This window comes from Alcanivorax sp. DG881 (assembly GCF_000155615.1).
Classification (GTDB): Bacteria; Pseudomonadota; Gammaproteobacteria; order Pseudomonadales; family Alcanivoracaceae; genus Alcanivorax.
Map to the genome: position 1 here is coordinate 2,823,195 of NZ_DS989915.1, position 16,192 is coordinate 2,839,386.

At 61.5% G+C, this 16,192-nt stretch carries 13 protein-coding genes; 9 read left to right on the forward strand and 4 right to left on the reverse strand.

Going from position 1 to position 16,192, the window contains the following annotated elements:
* The first annotated feature begins 49 nt into the window (after positions 1 to 49).
* From ADG881_RS12755 to ADG881_RS12765, 3 genes are all read left to right on the forward strand, one after another.
* A complete protein-coding gene (locus tag ADG881_RS12755) occupies positions 50 to 481 on the forward strand; it encodes a MarR family winged helix-turn-helix transcriptional regulator (protein ID WP_007149495.1) in 432 nt (143 codons plus the stop codon).
* A gap of 112 nt (positions 482 to 593) precedes the next feature.
* Positions 594 to 1,166, forward strand: a complete 573-nt coding sequence (locus ADG881_RS12760; protein ID WP_007150612.1) for a DUF2780 domain-containing protein — start codon at positions 594 to 596, stop codon at positions 1,164 to 1,166.
* Positions 1,167 to 1,565: 399 nt separating this feature from the next.
* Positions 1,566 to 2,609: a metal-dependent hydrolase gene (locus ADG881_RS12765; protein WP_007149570.1), complete on the forward strand. Its 1,044-nt coding sequence runs from the start codon at positions 1,566 to 1,568 to the stop codon at positions 2,607 to 2,609.
* Positions 2,610 to 2,689: 80 nt separating this feature from the next.
* Here ADG881_RS12765 and cfa read toward each other — a convergent pair whose 3' ends face one another.
* The 3 genes from cfa to ADG881_RS12780 form a co-directional block, all read right to left on the reverse strand.
* Positions 2,690 to 3,862, reverse strand: a complete 1,173-nt coding sequence (gene cfa / locus ADG881_RS12770) for a cyclopropane fatty acyl phospholipid synthase (RefSeq protein WP_039926758.1) — start codon at positions 3,860 to 3,862, stop codon at positions 2,690 to 2,692.
* Positions 3,863 to 4,014: 152 nt separating this feature from the next.
* Entirely contained in the window at positions 4,015 to 5,061 is a 1,047-nt protein-coding gene (locus ADG881_RS12775; RefSeq protein WP_007148408.1) for an AraC family transcriptional regulator, read from the reverse strand.
* Complete coding sequence (locus tag ADG881_RS12780; RefSeq protein WP_007150895.1) at positions 5,061 to 5,954, reverse strand: diguanylate cyclase domain-containing protein; 894 nt, start codon at positions 5,952 to 5,954, stop codon at positions 5,061 to 5,063. The genes ADG881_RS12775 and ADG881_RS12780 overlap by 1 nt, the downstream gene beginning before the upstream one ends.
* Positions 5,955 to 6,359: 405 nt before the next feature.
* Here ADG881_RS12780 and ADG881_RS12785 point away from each other — a divergent pair, with 405 nt between their 5' ends.
* The 6 genes from ADG881_RS12785 (at position 6,360) to ADG881_RS12810 (ending at position 14,929) form a co-directional block, all read left to right on the forward strand.
* The gene (locus tag ADG881_RS12785; protein WP_039926760.1) at positions 6,360 to 8,840 is read left to right on the forward strand and encodes a TonB-dependent receptor; all 2,481 of its coding nucleotides are present in this window, start codon (positions 6,360 to 6,362) and stop codon (positions 8,838 to 8,840) included.
* Between the two features lie 87 nt (positions 8,841 to 8,927).
* Complete coding sequence (locus ADG881_RS12790) at positions 8,928 to 10,883, forward strand: phytase (protein WP_198005011.1); 1,956 nt, start codon at positions 8,928 to 8,930, stop codon at positions 10,881 to 10,883.
* 81 nt (positions 10,884 to 10,964) lie between these two features.
* Positions 10,965 to 11,696 (forward strand): protein TolQ, encoded by a 732-nt coding sequence (gene tolQ / locus ADG881_RS12795; RefSeq protein ID WP_050760161.1) that lies wholly within the window; start codon positions 10,965 to 10,967, stop codon positions 11,694 to 11,696.
* Positions 11,693 to 12,136 (forward strand): protein TolR, encoded by a 444-nt coding sequence (tolR, locus tag ADG881_RS12800; protein WP_039926762.1) that lies wholly within the window; start codon positions 11,693 to 11,695, stop codon positions 12,134 to 12,136. The genes tolQ and tolR overlap by 4 nt, the downstream gene beginning before the upstream one ends.
* The gene (locus ADG881_RS12805) at positions 12,133 to 12,879 is read left to right on the forward strand and encodes an energy transducer TonB (protein ID WP_007148663.1); all 747 of its coding nucleotides are present in this window, start codon (positions 12,133 to 12,135) and stop codon (positions 12,877 to 12,879) included. Before tolR ends, ADG881_RS12805 begins: the two co-directional genes overlap by 4 nt.
* Before the next feature lie 88 nt (positions 12,880 to 12,967).
* A complete protein-coding gene (locus tag ADG881_RS12810; protein ID WP_007150307.1) occupies positions 12,968 to 14,929 on the forward strand; it encodes a PhoX family phosphatase in 1,962 nt (653 codons plus the stop codon).
* 167 nt (positions 14,930 to 15,096) lie between these two features.
* Here ADG881_RS12810 and ADG881_RS12815 read toward each other — a convergent pair whose 3' ends face one another.
* Complete coding sequence (locus ADG881_RS12815) at positions 15,097 to 16,107, reverse strand: zinc-binding alcohol dehydrogenase family protein (protein ID WP_007148404.1); 1,011 nt, start codon at positions 16,105 to 16,107, stop codon at positions 15,097 to 15,099.
* Positions 16,108 to 16,192: the final 85 nt, after the last annotated feature.

The following is a 16,192-nucleotide window of genomic DNA, read 5'->3' on the forward strand; positions in this document are numbered from 1 at the left end:
CCGCCTTAAAGTTGACTGTGTCAACTACTTTAACCGTTACGAGAATGCCATGCCTGATGATATTACCGCGCCCCTTGGCCGGGCTTTCACCGCCACATTGAACCGGCTGCGTGGGGCCATGCGTGAACCGCTGTCCACGCTACCGGTGTCGCTGGGTCCACCGGATATTGGCCTGCTGCAGTTTCTGCTGAATACGCCGGGCGCCACGCCCCAGTGCCTGGCGCGCCACCAGGCCCGTGACAAGGCGCAGCTCACCCGCAAGATCAAGGCACTGGAAGCGCAGGGGCTGATACGCCGGGAAGCCGACCCGGATGATGGCCGCAAGGTGCGCCTTTTCCTCAGCGAGCAGGGGCAGGCCATGGCGGATGCCGCTGAGCAGATTCGCCGGGCGGCGTTTGCCGAGCTTCTGCAAGGCTTGAGCCGCAGTGAGCAAGAGCAGTTGCTCGGGTTATTGCAGAAATGTCAGCAGCCGCTTGAATGACCCCCTGCGCAAAGCGTGCACAAAGTGATGGCCGTCGTCTTTTTGCATGGGTAAGGTTTGCCATACTGTTCCCCTCTGAACAGGGATGATTGACGATAACCAAGGAGCAACTATGAACGCTTTTCGTTTTGGCTTGATGGGCGCCTCTCTGTGCCTGGTCCTGAGTGCGCCGGCCCAGGCCTTTGATCTGAAGTCCATGACCGACTCGGCCAACAAGGCCGTGAATGACGCGTCCGACAAGGCCAATGCCAGCGTGAATGAGGCTAACGACGCCGCTACCGGTGCCATGGACAGTGCCAACAGCAAACTGGCGGTGACCGGTGAAGCCAAGGCATTGGTGGATTCCCTGTCCACCGATCTGGGTGTGACTCAGCAGCAGGCGGCAGGCGGTGCCGGGGCCTTGTTGGCCATGGCCCAGAACAACCTGTCGGGTGATCAGTTCAGCGGCATCATGAACAAGGTGCCGGGGCTGGATTCCCTGCTGGGTGGCGGTGGTGGCATGGCCTCCTCCATGCTGGGTAACATTTCTTCTTTGCAGGGTGTCTCCAAAGCCTTCAGTGCACTGGGCCTGAGCCCGGAGATGATCTCCCAGTTTGCGCCGAAGATTCTCGGCTTCCTGGGCGGTGAAGGCGTTGGCGCGACCGCACTGAACAGCCTGAAGGGCCTGTGGGGCGTAGCGGGTTAATGCCGTATTGACGGCCTGTTGGCAGGCCGGAGGCGATACTGCCGTCCTGCCTGTCCATCTAGGGCCTGTTAACACTGCCGAGATGACACCTGTTGAGCCCCAAAAGCCGTCAATCTAGGCATGAGGAGTGAAGTTTGGTGGCTCCAAATGAGTGACGAATAACGACGAGTGGCGGCTTTGACTCCGCGCAAGCGCTCCGCCCTTCGGGCCAGCCTTCGGCTGTTCACTGCGCAGGCTTGTGTGGGGCTCAACCCGAAGGGCTGGTCCCTTTTCCCGCCCAGCAGTGCCATCCGCTGTTTATGTAGAATGACTACACGGCACACCGGCTGACACCACTGGACGAAAAAATGCATCCAGCAGGCGTTACCTCGGTAGTGTTAACAGGCCCTAGAGTAATTCATGGATTCATTGTCACAGGCCGTATTGGGTGCCTCCGTCGGGGGCGCCGTTCTCGCCCGCCCGCTGGGCCGCCGGGCCCTGCTCGGGGGTGCTTTGTTGGGCACCTTGCCTGATCTGGATGTTCTGATTGATTACGGCGATGCGGTGGCCAATTTCACCGAGCATCGCGGCTTCAGCCATTCCCTGCTGGTGTTGTTGCCGGTATCGCTGCTGCTGGCCTGGCTGCTGCAACGCTGGCGACCGGCCATCAGCCTGTGGCGCTGGTGGGCCTTCACCGGTCTGTGCCTGCTCACACACCCGTTACTGGATGCCTTTACCACCTACGGTACGCGCTTGTTCTGGCCTCTGGGTGATCCGGTGGCGATCAGCAGTGTCTTCATCATTGATCCGCTTTATACCCTCCCCCTGTTGGTTGCCGTGATAGTGGCTCTGGCACGACCGCCGGCAATGACGGCACTGGCCACCGGGCTGACGCTGTCCTCCCTGTATCTGTTCTGGAGCCTGGTGGCCCAGCAATGGATGACACAGCGGGTGATGCCGACGCTGGCGCAACGGGGCTTGAGTGAGGCGCCACGTCTGGTGCAGCCCATGCCGTTTTCCACCCTGCTGTGGCGGGTGACGGTGCTGGGGGAGCAGCAGAGACTCGAAATTGTCACCGGTGTGCTGGATAACGGCGATGCCCTGACAGTGGAAACCTTTCCTCGTTCGCCGCAGGACTATGCCGAGGCCATGCAGGTGCCAGCGGGTCGCAAGCTGGCCTGGTTTACCCGGGGTTTCATGGATGTGGAAGCCGGGCCTGACCAGTTGTTGGCCACGGATATTCGCTTGGGGGTGCCGGGGCTGCATCCTTTCCAGTTTGTGCTGGCGGAACAGGAAGATGGTGCCTGGAAGGCACTGCCCAGCCATAAGCTGCCGCGGCCCATGGCTAACCCGCAGGCCTGGCCGGCGCTGCTGGACCGGACCCTGGCCCGCCAACCGATCCTCTGCCTGACCACCCTGGAAGCCTTGCCGGCGGGTAGCCCCTGTCCATCGGTGATGCCCTAGTGGGCTGCTTGCAAAATCAGGTAACAGTTCGCGTCGCCAAAGCGCCCAGCTCTGCGTTGGAAAAGTTTGAAATAAGCCCACTAGCGGGCGCCGGTATAGACCTCCTCGCGGCCGCCGGCATGGCTGAATACCCATTGCCAAAGCTGAATGTCCCGCGCCTGAAAGGCGCCGGCGCAGGCATTGAGATAATAGCGCCACATGCGATGGAAGCGTTGGTCGTAACGATCGGATAGCTGCGACCAGTGTGTGACGAAATGACGATCCCAGGCGCGCAGGGTGCGGGCATAGTCCGGGCCGAAATTATGCAGATCCTCACAGACAAACCAGTCCTCCGCGTTACGGGCAATCTGTGCGCAGGATGGCAGTTCACCATTGGGGAAGATGTATTTGTCGATCCAGGGATCGTGGCGGCTGGTGCTGGTGTTGGTGCCGATGGTATGCAGCAGCATCAGCCCCTGGCGATGCAGCAGGTGGGCGCAGGTTTCCATGAAGGTGGCGTAATTGCGGCGCCCCACATGCTCGAACATGCCCACGGACACCACCCGGTCAAAGCGACCTTGCAGCTTACGGTAATCCTCCAGGCGGATGTCGACGGGTAGAGACGCGCAGCGTTCCCGGGCCAGACTGGCCTGCTCCCGGGACAGGGTCACACCGACGCCGGAGATCCTGTAGTGCCGGCAGGCATACTCCAGCAGCCCGCCCCAGCCGCAGCCGATATCCAGCAGGGTCATGCCCGGTTTCAGATTGAGCTTGCGGCAGATCAGCTCCAGCTTGGCTTCCTGGGCCTGTGCCAAGGTTTCGGCGTCGCGCCAGTAACCGCAGCTGTAACTCATGGTGGGGTCGAGCATGGCCTCGAACAGGTCGTTACCCAGGTCGTAATGCTGGCGGGCTACCCGGGTGGAGCGATGCAGGCTTTGTCGGTTGAACAACCAGTGCCCCAGCCATTGCAGACCGCTCTGCAACGGCGAATGGCTGACCCTGTTGGCGCCATGGGTCAGCAGGCGATGGAAGAATTCATCCAGCGCATCGCAATCCCACCAAGCATCCATGTAGGACTCGCCCAGACCCAGGGAGCGTTGCAGGGCGATACGGGTCAGGGTGCGGGGGTGGTGAATTTGCATGTCCCAGGGGCGGGAACCGTTGATACGCACATCGGCGGCTTCCAGCACATCCCGGACCCGGCCGGTCAGGCCACGGTACACATGGGGGGCCGCTGATTGGTGGATTGACTGCGGACGTTGCACGCTTGCCATCGGGTGCCTCCTTGCCAGTTTGCCGGTCTATGCAGGCGACTGCATGGCTGCCCATGGGAGTTATAGCATGGTCCTCGGTCATGAAAAGTCGATGACCGCACAACGATTCCTATTGTCAAAGGTCCGCGCCCGCCTTTCAAGTCAGGGCTGATTCAGGCCGGGTAAAGGCTACCCATGGTGGCGGCCAGCGCCCGCTGGCAGGCCGCCGGAGTCAGCCCAGACCAACGCTTGAAGGAGCGGCGGAAGTTGGTGCTGTCGGTGAAGTTCAGCTGCCTCGCCACCTGTTCAGTGCTGTAGCCATGAAACTGTAACCAGTGAATGGCCTGATGCAGGCGCGCCTGATCGAGCAGTTGCTGGTAATGGCAGCCCTGGTCGCGCAAGCGCCGCTTGAGGGTGGCCGGGCTGCACTGCAGCGGGTTGGCCAGCTGCTGCAAGGAAGGCGGGCTGGCCACGTTCTGCAGCAGCTGGCGATAAAGATACAACCGGAAACTGTCGCCGCCGGCCAGCGGGTCCAGCTGCGGCTGACATTGCTGTTTCGCTGCCCGCCAGGCAATGGTCGACGCGCCGGGCCAGGGGCTTTCCAGGTAGTGGCGCGGCAGGATCATGGCATCCAGCTGGCCATCAAAATAGAGGGTGTCGCCCAGATGCACCTGGTATTGCTCCGGATAGGATGGCCGGGCATGGCGGAACTGGAAGGCCCAGGGCAGCCGCTCACCGCTGAGCCAGCGCGTCACTGACGCCAGCCCGGCCATGGCGGCTTCCACCACAAAACGGTGCTCGCTGCCGTTGCCGCAACTGTCCAGCCAGTGCAGGCATAGGTGCTGGTCGGTGACCGTCAGGCGAGCCCCCAGCAGGGGGAACACCAGTTTGCTGAAACCGGTAAACACCTGCAGGGCATCGTGCAGGTTACCGGCATTGCCGAGCAGGGCGCTGATGGCGCCGTAATGCCCGGGGAACAAACGCTGGCCATAACGGAAGCTCAGCTCCGGGTCTGGCAACAGTCGTCGGGCATTGTGGATCAGCTGCAGCCAGCCGTGCGGACTGAGCCGGGCTTCACCGCTGAGAATCTGTTCCTGGAACAGGCCGGTGTGTCGCAACAGCCGGTTCAGGTCGATGCCTTGATCGTGAATCAGATCAATCAATACCGCTGGCTGATGATGCGCGGGGATGAAGGCCTGATCTGCCAGATAGCCGTTCATCAGGCGACCCGGGGCTGACCCGAGCGGGATTGCAGCAGGCAACGATTGGCGCGCTCGATCAGGCTGTCCGCGCTGTCATGATGGGAGACTGCCAGGCCGGTGTGCACCGTTACCCTGTGGGTTTCGCCGCGTCGTGTCTTGAAGGCAAAGTGGTCGGCAGCCTGTTTCAGTTCCCGGCCCAGGTTCTCGGCAATCAGGCGTTCGGTGGCGGGCAGGACGACGGCAAAACGGTCGCCAGCATAGCGACACAGCAGATCCTTCTGGCGCAGGTTCAGTACCAGCAACTCGCTCAGTTCACGCAACAGCCGGTCGCCGTCGGCGCTGCCAAGCAGGCGGCGACTGTGATCGAAGCAGTCCAGGTCAATCATGATCAGCGAAACCGGCTGTTGCGTATGCTGCAGCTCCAGCGCCAGTTGCTCACGCAGGTAACGGGCATCGCTGAGCGGGGTCAGTGCATCGAAACTGCGGTGTTCACGGAAAATGCGTTCGCGCTTGAGCAGCTGCCGGTTGATGGCCCGCTGTTCCCGGTGCCAGTGATAGATGCCCAGTGTCAGCAGGATCATGCCCAGCGGCATGGAGCCGGATTCCACCCAGTGGTCCCAGTGCACATGGGCGGGCAGCTGAATGAACTCGTCCAGCACGTCCTGCCAGTAGGAGAAAAAGATAAACGCCAGCCCACCACTGAGCAGCCGGGTGACCCAGCCGGCGGGGCGGCTGTTGAAGATAAAGAAGGTCCACATCAGCGACAGCAGGGCCGCCCCGCCTTCTCCGGCAATATCCAGCCAGGCAATGTCCGCCGCCGGTTTTAGCGCGCCGACCGCCAGGTTCAGTATCAGTATGCACAGGCCGGTCGCCACGATGGCTGCGATGGACCAGCGGTGCAGTGCTGTCATGTTTCCCACGAATAACCTCCATTGTTTGCGCAGGGTATATCTCGTTGTCATGTCAGGGTGATGACAGCTGCTCCAGGCGAGGGGGCGAGCCTGCCGTGAGCATCTTCCCGGCAAGAACCGCCACGCGATGGCAATGATCATGGCTCAGTGGCTTTTACACTTGAGGGGTCAAATCAGCTCACGGGTATGGCATTTCCGGCGTTGAAAAAACGCGGCGGCGGCCGGCGGGTCAGGGTTTTGCAGGTTTCCATGGATTCGGGGTGGGGTGCGATAGGATCACTCGTGACTCGGGATGTCCGTAAGTTATTGATTTGAAATGGCTGTAACGATAGCGCGTCACCGAACTGACATATTTCCCGCCTACGGTGCCCGGCACACGACATCACCGTTACAGGGGGAATCTCCGTGGCTACACCCACTTTCCGATATCGCACGCTGGCGTTGGCCATCGGCCTGCTGTGCGGTTCCGTTCAGGCAGAAGAGGCGCAGACCGTACAGGGCAGCACCGAACACGTTACCGTGATTGGCCAGGCCGCCAGTCTCGACAAGTCACTGAAGGAAAAGCGCCGTTCCGACAGTATTTCCGATGTGGTCTCCGCCGATGGCGTGGCCCAGTTGCCGGATGCCAACGCCGCTGAGGCGCTGCAGCGTATGCCGGGGGTGACCGTCGAGCGGGATCAGGGGGAAGGGCGTTATGTCACCGTGCGTGGCCTGGGCGCCGGTCTGAACGCGGTGTCCATCAACGGCTCCCTGCTGCCGTCTCCGGAAGGGGACACTCGCGCCGTGGCCATGGATGTGCTGCCGTCCGAACTGATCCAGTCCATGTCGGTGGTTAAGACCCTGACCCCGGACATGGATGCCAATTCCCTGGGCGGCACCATCGAAGTGCGCAGCCTGTCCGCGTTCGATCATGACGGCCCGTTCAATACTTTCTCAGCCAGTGGTAGCCATGACGACAACACCGGAGAGATCAGTCCGAAACTATCCGGGGCCCTGTCACGAAAATTCAGCCTGGGTGACGGCACTGACAACTTTGGCGTGGCGCTGGCGGCCAGCTGGGAAGATCGGGATTTCGGTTCCGACAATGTGGAAACCGATGGCGGCTGGGACGACATCCGCGCCGGCACTCTGGAAGAAGTGCTGATGCGCAAGGCAGAGCTGAACCGCAAGCGTCAGGCGCTGGGCCTGAACTTCGACTTCAAGCCGGATGACATGACCTCCTTCTATCTGCGGACGCTTTATTCCAGCTTCGAAGACACGGAAAACGGCAACAATTCCCTGGTCGCCTTCGACCCGGTTGTCGGTGTGGGCGAAGACGGCATGGGCGAGGCGGAACTGGAATTCAAGAACCGCACCGAAACCCAGGAAATTCACTCCGTGGTACTGGGTGGCGAAAAACTGCTGGAGACCTGGACCCTCAACGGCCAGATCGGCTACAGCCATGCCTTTCAGGATACGCCCAACGAGGTGGAAGCCCTGTTCGTCGGTGGCCCTTTCAATGGCGCCTTCCACGACACCCGCAAGCCGATCCCGGCCATGGAGGCGGCGTACTACGATGCCAGCTCCTACGAAATGGACGAGCTGAAGCGCGAAGATCAACTGACCACGGATACCGAGGTCAATCTCAAGCTCGACTTCGCTCGTGACTACGTTCTGTCCGGTCATCCGTCACAACTCAAGTTCGGTACCAAGCTGAGCCGCCGCGAGAAAGACAATGATGTGGAGGTGGTGGAGTTCGATACCGGGGATCTGGCCAGCACCAGCCTGGAAGATTACCAGACCGAAGTGGATTACGGCCTGGCGCCGTTCGGCCCCGGCGCCAGCAACAGTGCGATCCGGGGAGCCCTGGCAGGCCTCAACGGCGAACGCAACGAGGTCGATTCCCGCCTGGAAGATTTTGAAATGCGCGAGGACGTGAATGCGCTTTACGTGATGAACAGTATCGATATCGGCGACTGGCACCTGTTGGCAGGTTTGCGCTACGAAGGCACGTCCTTCGAGGCCGACGGGGTGCGCTACGACGATGCCAGCGGCGAGTGGAGCCCCAACCGCAGCGACAAGCAGGACGACCATGTGCTGCCCGGGCTGCACGCCAACTACCGGCTGGACAGCGATACCCTGGTGCGTGCGGCGTTCACCCAAAGTGTGGTGCGGCCTTCCTTCGAGCAACTGGCGCCCTATGTCTATCTTGAAGACGATGGCGGCGACCTGAAGGCGGAGTTTGGCAACCCGGAACTGGACCCGTTGAAATCCAGCAACCTGGATCTGGGCATCGAGCGTTATGTGGGCCGTGTCGGCCTGATGTCCGCCTATGTGTTCTACAAGGACATCAAGAACTACACCTATGCTACCGACCTGTCCGGCACCGGAGACTGGGCCGCCTATGACGAAGCTGCCACCTTTGCCAATGGCGACGAGGCCAGCATCTATGGTCTGGAACTGGCTTTCTCCCGCAAGTTTGGGCACTTCCTCACCGGCGCCAACCTGACCCTGAGTGACTCCGAAGCCAAGGTCGACGGCTATGACGGTGGCAACTACCTGAGCCGCGACATCGAGCTGCCATTGCACTCCGAGACGGTGGCTAATCTGACTGTCGGCTGGGAGAACGAGCGTGTCAGCCTGCGCCTGGCGGGGAACTACAAATCCGGTTACCTGGAAGAGATCAGCTCGCTGGATGCGCCGCAGGAAGATCGCTACGTCGATGACTCCCTGTATCTGGACTTCAGCGCCAGGTACTACATGACCGACCAGCTGCAAGTGAACGTCGAGGCCCTCAACCTCACCGACGAGGTCTACTACGCCTACATCGGCAAAGAGCGGTTCAACGCGCAATACGAAGAGTATGGCCCGACCTACAAGCTGGGCCTGACCTGGACCGGACTCTGATCGGATAGCGAATTTTCAGGCACCTCTTCCCGCACACGAGAAGGGCGGGAAGGGGCGTTTTTTAACCTTGTTTTGAGAGAGTTTTCTATGTCGATGCTCAAGCCGCATGTTTGCTGTGCCGCCTTGTTGATGCTGGCCGTGTTGCCCCTGTCGGGCTGCGGCGATAAGGCGGAACAATCCGCCCAGAAGAAAAACCACGCGCAAAGCGATGTGCTGATCGAACCTGTGACGCTGGAGGAAAACATCACCGCGGAGGCGGCCCAGTGGTTGCCATCCCTGTCGTTCCTGCCCACCGCCGAAATGCTGGTTAGCGATGAAATGAACGGGCTGTTCCTGCTGGACGATAACGGCAAGACGCTGGCGCACCTGCCCGGCGGGTTCGGTGCGCTGGATCATCGCAGTGACGAGCAGGGGCTGCTGGTGGCGCTGGTGGATGAAAATCGTCAACAGGCCCTGCTGGCTCGCCTGAACGGCGACAACCTTAATTGGGAAAAGCGCCATCTGCCGCAGCCTGATTTCAAGATAGACGGGCTCTGTCTGCACCGCGATGCCCGCCACAATGACTTCTTGTTCGTGGTGGGCGAGGAAGGTCTGGGTGAGCAATGGCTGGTGGCCGAAAATGGCCGGATTCTCAAGACGCCCAACAAGGTTCGCAACCTGAGCCTGCCGCCGCAAAGTGAATATTGTCAGGTGGACGATGGCGTTGAGCGTCTCTATGTGAACGAGGAAAGCGTCGGGCTGTGGGCCTACCCGGCGCACCCGGAAGCGGACCTCAGCCGCGAACCGGTCAGTATCAAGGCGCCCTTCGGGGACATTGAGGGCGCAGCCGCCGCCATGGCGTTGTTGCCGGGCAGCGCTGTGCTGGCGCTGGATCCGAAAGCCGCCCGTCTGCATCGCTATTCGTACCGCGAGTCGGGCTGGCAGGCGCAGTCACCGCTGTCTCTGGCGGCGCTGGACGAACCGGAGCGGCTGGATGTGCGTCGCCAGGGTGACACGCTGGAATTGTTGATCCGTGACGATGCCGGTTTGTCCCGGGCCACGCTGGACTGGCAGCCGGACAGCCTGGATGCCCCTGCCGTGTTGCCGCAGTTGTCGGCCGCGGTCCAAACCGATCCGGTGCCCAGCCTGGGCGATGCCGCCGATGACCCGGCCATCTGGGTTCACCCGCAAGATCCCGGCAAGAGCCGGGTACTGGGCACCGACAAGCAGGGCGGTCTGGGCAGCTATGACCTGACCGGAAAACAGGTGCAATACCTGCCAGCGGGCCGCATGAACAATGTGGATGTGCGCAGCGGTTTTGCCCTGGGCGAGCGCACGGTGGATCTGGCAGCGGCCTCGAACCGGGATCGCAATAGCATCCAGTATTTCGCCATTGACCGTGACAGCGGCGAGCTCACCGATCTTGGCGATAGTGCCACGCCGATGACGGAAATCTACGGTTTCTGCATGGCGAAGCAGGGAGAGGAAATTTATGCCATTGCCAACGACAAGGACGGCACCTTCATCCAGTACCGCCTGAGTGCCCCGCAGGGCGAGATGCAGGCCGAAGAGGTACGCCGCTTCAAGGTGGACAGCCAGCCGGAAGGCTGTGTGGCTGACGATGCCGCCGGGCGCTTGTTCGTGGGCGAGGAAAACGCGGCGGTGTGGGCCTTGCCCCTGAACCCTGCCGAGGACACCACACTGACGGAAGTCATCACGGTGGAAGCGCCGTTGATCGAAGCGGATATCGAAGGTATTGCGATCTGGCGTCGCGGTGAGCGGAGCTATCTGGTGATTTCCAGCCAGGGCAACAATTCCTATGTGGTCACCGACGCCACACCGCCCTACACGGTGCGGGGCGCTTTCCGTATCGGCCTCAACGCGCAGCGCGGCATTGATGGCGCTTCGGAAACCGATGGCCTGGAAGTGAGTGCTGCCAATCTCGGTGGTGCCTATGCAGAGGGGTTGCTGGTGGTGCAGGACGGCCGCAAGCGCATGCCCGAAGGCAACCAGAACTACAAGTACGTGCCGTGGGGCGCGGTGCAAGAGGCGTTAGGCCTCTAAGCGTCGGAGCTCCGACGTCAGAGGTCCGATCGCGCAAGCATGACATTTTTCTGACATGGCAGTTTGATACAGGTATTCGATATGCATTCAACAATGAACGACATGACGATCTGGGGGCTGGTCAGCGACGCCAGTCTGGTGGTCCAGGCGGTCATGCTGGTGCTGATACTGGCGTCGGTGGGCAGCTGGTGCTTGATAGTGCTGCGCCATCTGGCCATGCGCCGGGGGGAAAAGCACCAGAAACAGTTCCTGGCCACGTTCCGTGGTGAAGACAATCTGGACTCCCTGGCGCAACTGCCCGTGCCCGGCCATCGCCAGGCCGCCCTGCAAACCCTGTTCAATGCCGGTTATGCCGAATACCAGTTGCTGCACGGCGACTGGGACGCCAGCCCGGCCTCGGTGCAGGAAGGGGTGGAGCGGGTCATGCAGGGGGTGATCTCGGAGCAGGAAGCGGACCTGGAAGCGGGGCTTTCCTTCCTCGCCACGGTGGGGTCGGTGAGCCCCTACATCGGTTTGTTCGGCACCGTCTGGGGGATCATGAATTCCTTTATCGGTTTGTCCCAGGTGCAGCAGGCCACCCTGTCCACGGTGGCTCCGGGCATCGCTGAGGCTCTGATCGCCACCGCCATCGGCCTGTTCGCCGCCATCCCCGCTGTTATCGCCTACAACCGCCTGTCCGCTCGCGGCCAGCGGTTGATCGCCAGCAGCTACGCTTTCGGTACGGAACTGCAGCAACGCCTGCACCGGCTTCTGTACGGCAAGCGTAACGGCAGGCCACAGGAAGAGGGAGCGGGGCAGAGGAAAGCGTCATGAAGCCCCCAGCTCACAAGCATCCGCAAAAGGCCGAAATGAATGTGGTGCCCTACATCGACGTGATGCTGGTGTTGCTGGTGATCTTCATGGTCACCGCGCCCATGCTCACCCAGGGCGTGACGATCGAACTGCCCAAGGTGGAAGCGGAAGCGCTGCCCCAGGACCAGGAGCAGAAAATTCTCACCCTGTCGGTCAAGAACGATGGCAGCTTCTACTGGAATCTGGGCGACGACCTGGATATCCGTGGCGAGACCGGCAACGCCGCTGACGTGGATGCCATGGTCGATCAGGTTGGTGCCATCGTGACCAGCGAAGAGCGCGTGCAGGTGTATATCCGTGCCGATGAAGATGCGGTGTACAGCATGGTGGTGGCGGGCATGGCGGCCCTGCAAAAGGCGGGGGTGACCCAGCTCGGGCTGATTACCGAGGCGCCACAATGACCGCTGCTGTTTATCATTTGCCGGATGATGTGTCGGTGCAGCGCCGTCAGCGCTGGCTGGCGGTGGGCCTCAGTGTCCTGCTGCACGGTTTGCTGGCGTTGTTTCTGTTGGGCAACCGGATGTCGACACCGCCGCCACCCCCGCAGATCCAGACCCTGGAAACCCGGCTGATCACCCTGCCGCCGCCGCCCGAGAAGGTGCCGCCCGCGCCTGCACCGGAACCGGTGGTGGAAAAACCGAAACCGAAGCCCGAACCAAAACCCGATCCGAAACCGAAAAAGGCGGATGTGGCCTGGGAGCGGCCCGAGCCGAAACCAAAGCCTGAACCCGACCCTGAGCCCGAACCGGAACCGGAACCGGTGTCGGAGCCGGAAACACCGCCACAGCCACAACAAAAAGTGGCCGAGACAGCGGCGGCGGAACCCGCGCGCCCGGCCTTTGTGCCGGAGCAGGTGGCGGCCAGTGATCTGCAGAGCAGCTACCGGCCATTAAGCAAGGCGCCACCGGATTATCCACGCCGGGCCCTGATGCGCGATGTAGAAGGCGATTGCACCGTGACTTACACAGTCAACAAGGCGGGCAAGGTGGAAGAGCTGGCGGTGGTGAAAGGGGACTGCCACCCCTTGTTCGAGAAACCCTCGCTGGCGGCGGCACGGCAGTTTCGTTACAGCCCGCACAAGATTGATGGCAAGGCGGTAGCGGTAACCGGCGTGCGTAACACCTTTCATTACAAGCTGCGTTGATAGCGAACACTGGCACGCAGCAGGCTTCACGCAACAGGGCAAACAATGAGCAGCCGAAAAGCGTGCGGCATCTACATCAGGAACAACCATGAAAACACTGCGCCAACAACACGATGATTTTCACGAAGCACTGGAAGCCCAGGGGGATGTGTCGGTGAACCCGTCCGGTAATCCGTCGCTGAATGACGTGATTTGCCTGCGCCGGCGGGGCGTTCTGAAAGGCACGCTGGGGCTGGCCGCCACCGGCTTCATGGGCGGGACTCTGGCGGCCTGTTCGTCCGACACCGGCAAAACCGCGCCGGGCTTCAAGGGGGTACCCATCCAGACGGCCACGGATTTCGACACCGTGCGGGTGCCGCCGGGCTATACCGCCAGGCCATTTTTCTCCTGGGGGGATGCGGTGCTGGCGCAGGCACCGGCCTGGCGGACGGACGCCGGGAATGACTGGCGCGAGCAGCTTATGCAGGCCGGCCAGAACAACGATGGCATGCATTTCTTTCCGTTCCCGGACAACCCCAACCGTCACGGCCTGCTGGTGGTCAATCACGAGTATGTGAACCCCACCCTGCACCGGGACGGCTTCGAGGACGTCGATGCTAAACGGCCCCTGGCCCAGGTGCGCAAGGAGCAGGCCGCCCATGGCGTCAGTGTGATCGAGATCGAGAAGGATGAGGCCGGGCAGTGGCAGCGGGTGATGCCGTCGCGCTGGAATCGACGCATTTCAGGCCTCACCGAGATGGAAATCCGCGGCCCGCTGGCCGGCCATGGGCTGATGAAAACCGTGGCCGACCCGGATGGCAAGACCGTGATCGGCACCCTCAACAACTGTTCCATGGGCGTTACACCCTGGGGCACCTATCTGGCCTGCGAAGAAAACTGGCATGACTATTTCGTCAACCGGGACAGCGAGGATCAACGGGTGTCCCACCGCCGTTACGGTATTGGCGAGGGCGAACGGGCGGACAAATATGCCTGGAATACGGCGGAGCCGCGCTTCGATGCCACCTTTGATGAAACGCAAGCGTTCGGCGGTTATCTGCAAGAGCCCCATCGCTATGGCTGGGTGGTGGAAATCGACCCTTTCGACCCGGAATCCACCCCGATCAAGCGCACCGCCTTTGGCCGTTTCTGCCGCGAATGCTGCACCGCCTCACTGGGTGAGGATGGCCGCCTGGCGTTTTACTCCGGCGATGATTCCCGTGGCGAATACCTCTACAAGTTCGTGCCGGAAGGCCGCCATATCGAGGGCGACCGGGAGCACAACCGTCACCTTCTCGACACGGGTACCTTGTATGTGGCGCGTTTCGATGGCGATGGCAGTGGTGTGTGGCTGCCGCTGGTGCACGGTGAAAACGGGCTGACAGAAGCTAACGGCTTTGCTGATCAGGGTGAGGTACTGGTCAACGCCCGCGCCGCCGCCGACCGGCTGGGAGCGACGACTATGGACCGCCCGGAGTGGGTGGCCGTGGACCCGAACAGCCGTGAGGTTTACGCGACTCTTACCAACAACCACAAGCGTGGCCACGCCCACCCCATCAACGCCGCCAACCCTCGCCACGACAATCACCACGGCCAGATCATTCGCTGGCGCGAACAGAACGCGGACCCCACCGCCACCCGGTTCACCTGGGATCTGTTTCTGCTCGCCGGCGAAGCGCAGGGCAGCAGGGATGAAAACGGCCAGCCATTTCCCGACCACCTGACCGGCACCATCGACGGCGATCTCTTCTCATCGCCGGACGGGCTGGCCTTTGACGCAAGCGGGCGGCTGTGGATCGAAACCGACTACGACGATCGGGATCCGCTGATGAAAAACATGGGCTGCAACCAGCTACTCTGTGCCGACCCGCAAAGCCGGCAAGTACGCCGTTTTCTGGTAGGGCCCCGTGGCTGCGAAATCACCGGCATCACCTTCACCCCGGACCAGCGCACCCTGTGGGTCAACATCCAGCACCCAAAAATCAGCTACCCGGCCAGCGATGGCACCACCCGCCCGCGCTCCACCACGGTGGTGATTAGCAGGGATGATGGGGGAGTGGTGGGGACATGAATTAATAGTTAATAATGAATAATTAATAGCTACGCGATTATGCGTCACGCGATGTCGTTACACGCAAGTGGCCGCGCCCGGAGGATGGGCGCGGCCTCTTGCGTTTGAAATACCCAAAACCGATCTCACGAACTATTAATTATTCATTATTAACTATTAATTGCCTTTCACTCCCACCCCGCCAACACCAACTTGCCAATCGTTTGCCCGCTCTCCAGCCGCCGGTGGGCTTCTTTCAGATTGGCGGCATTGATGGTGCCGAGCCCCTCACTGACGGTGCTCTGGATTTTGCCCTGGTCCACCAGCGCGCTGAGTTGGGTGAGGATGTCGCCCTGGCGTTGCATGTCCGTGGCGAACATGGCGCGGGTGAACATGAATTCCCAGCTGAAGCGGGCGCTCTTGGCCTTCAGGGGGTTCAGATCCAGCGGAGCGCGAGCATCGACAATGGCGCAGATGCCGCCGAACGGGGCCACGGCCTGGCAGGCTGTGGCCCAGTAGTCGTCCAGGTTCTGGGTGATAAAGATGCCATCGATCTGTGGGCAGCCAATGGCCTCCAGCTGCGGTAGCAATGGTTTGCGGTAGTCCACAATGTGATGGGCACCCAGGCTTTGGCACCAGTTGGCAGAGGTTTCCCGGCCCGCGGTGGTAATGACCTTGAGGCCGAAGTGGTGGGCCGCCAGTTGGATGGCGATGGAACCCACGCCACCGGCACCGCCGATCACCAGCACATTTTTTCCTTCGCATTGGCCGGGTTGAAAACCCAGCTGATCTTCCAGGGCTTCCCACGCAGTGAGCGCGGTGAGCGGCAGGGCGGCGGCTTCCTGCATGCCCAGGCTGTCCGGCTTTCTGGCGACCAGACGCTCGTCAACGCACTGGTGTTGTGCGTTGCTGCCCTGACGTTGCACGGCGCCGGCGTACCAGACCCGGTCGCCGGCTTTGAAGTTTTCCACTTCCGCACCCACCGCTTCCACCACGCCGGCAGCATCAAACCCCAGCACCCGGTAACCGGGTTGCTCCAGGGGGCGCTGGCGCAGTTTGGTGTCAATCGGATTGACGGAGACCGCCTGCACGGCGACCAGCAGATCCCGCGGGCCGGGAGAGGGCAGGTCCAGCTGGATATCCTCCAGGGCGTGAACATCCTCGATAGCTCTGGGTTGATTGAATCCAATCGCTTTCATTTCGGCTCCCTCGCGGATCGCTAACGTATTCTCACAAGTGTTGCGTGCAACGGTTTGGCACACTTGGCTGGGCAGACTATGCCAC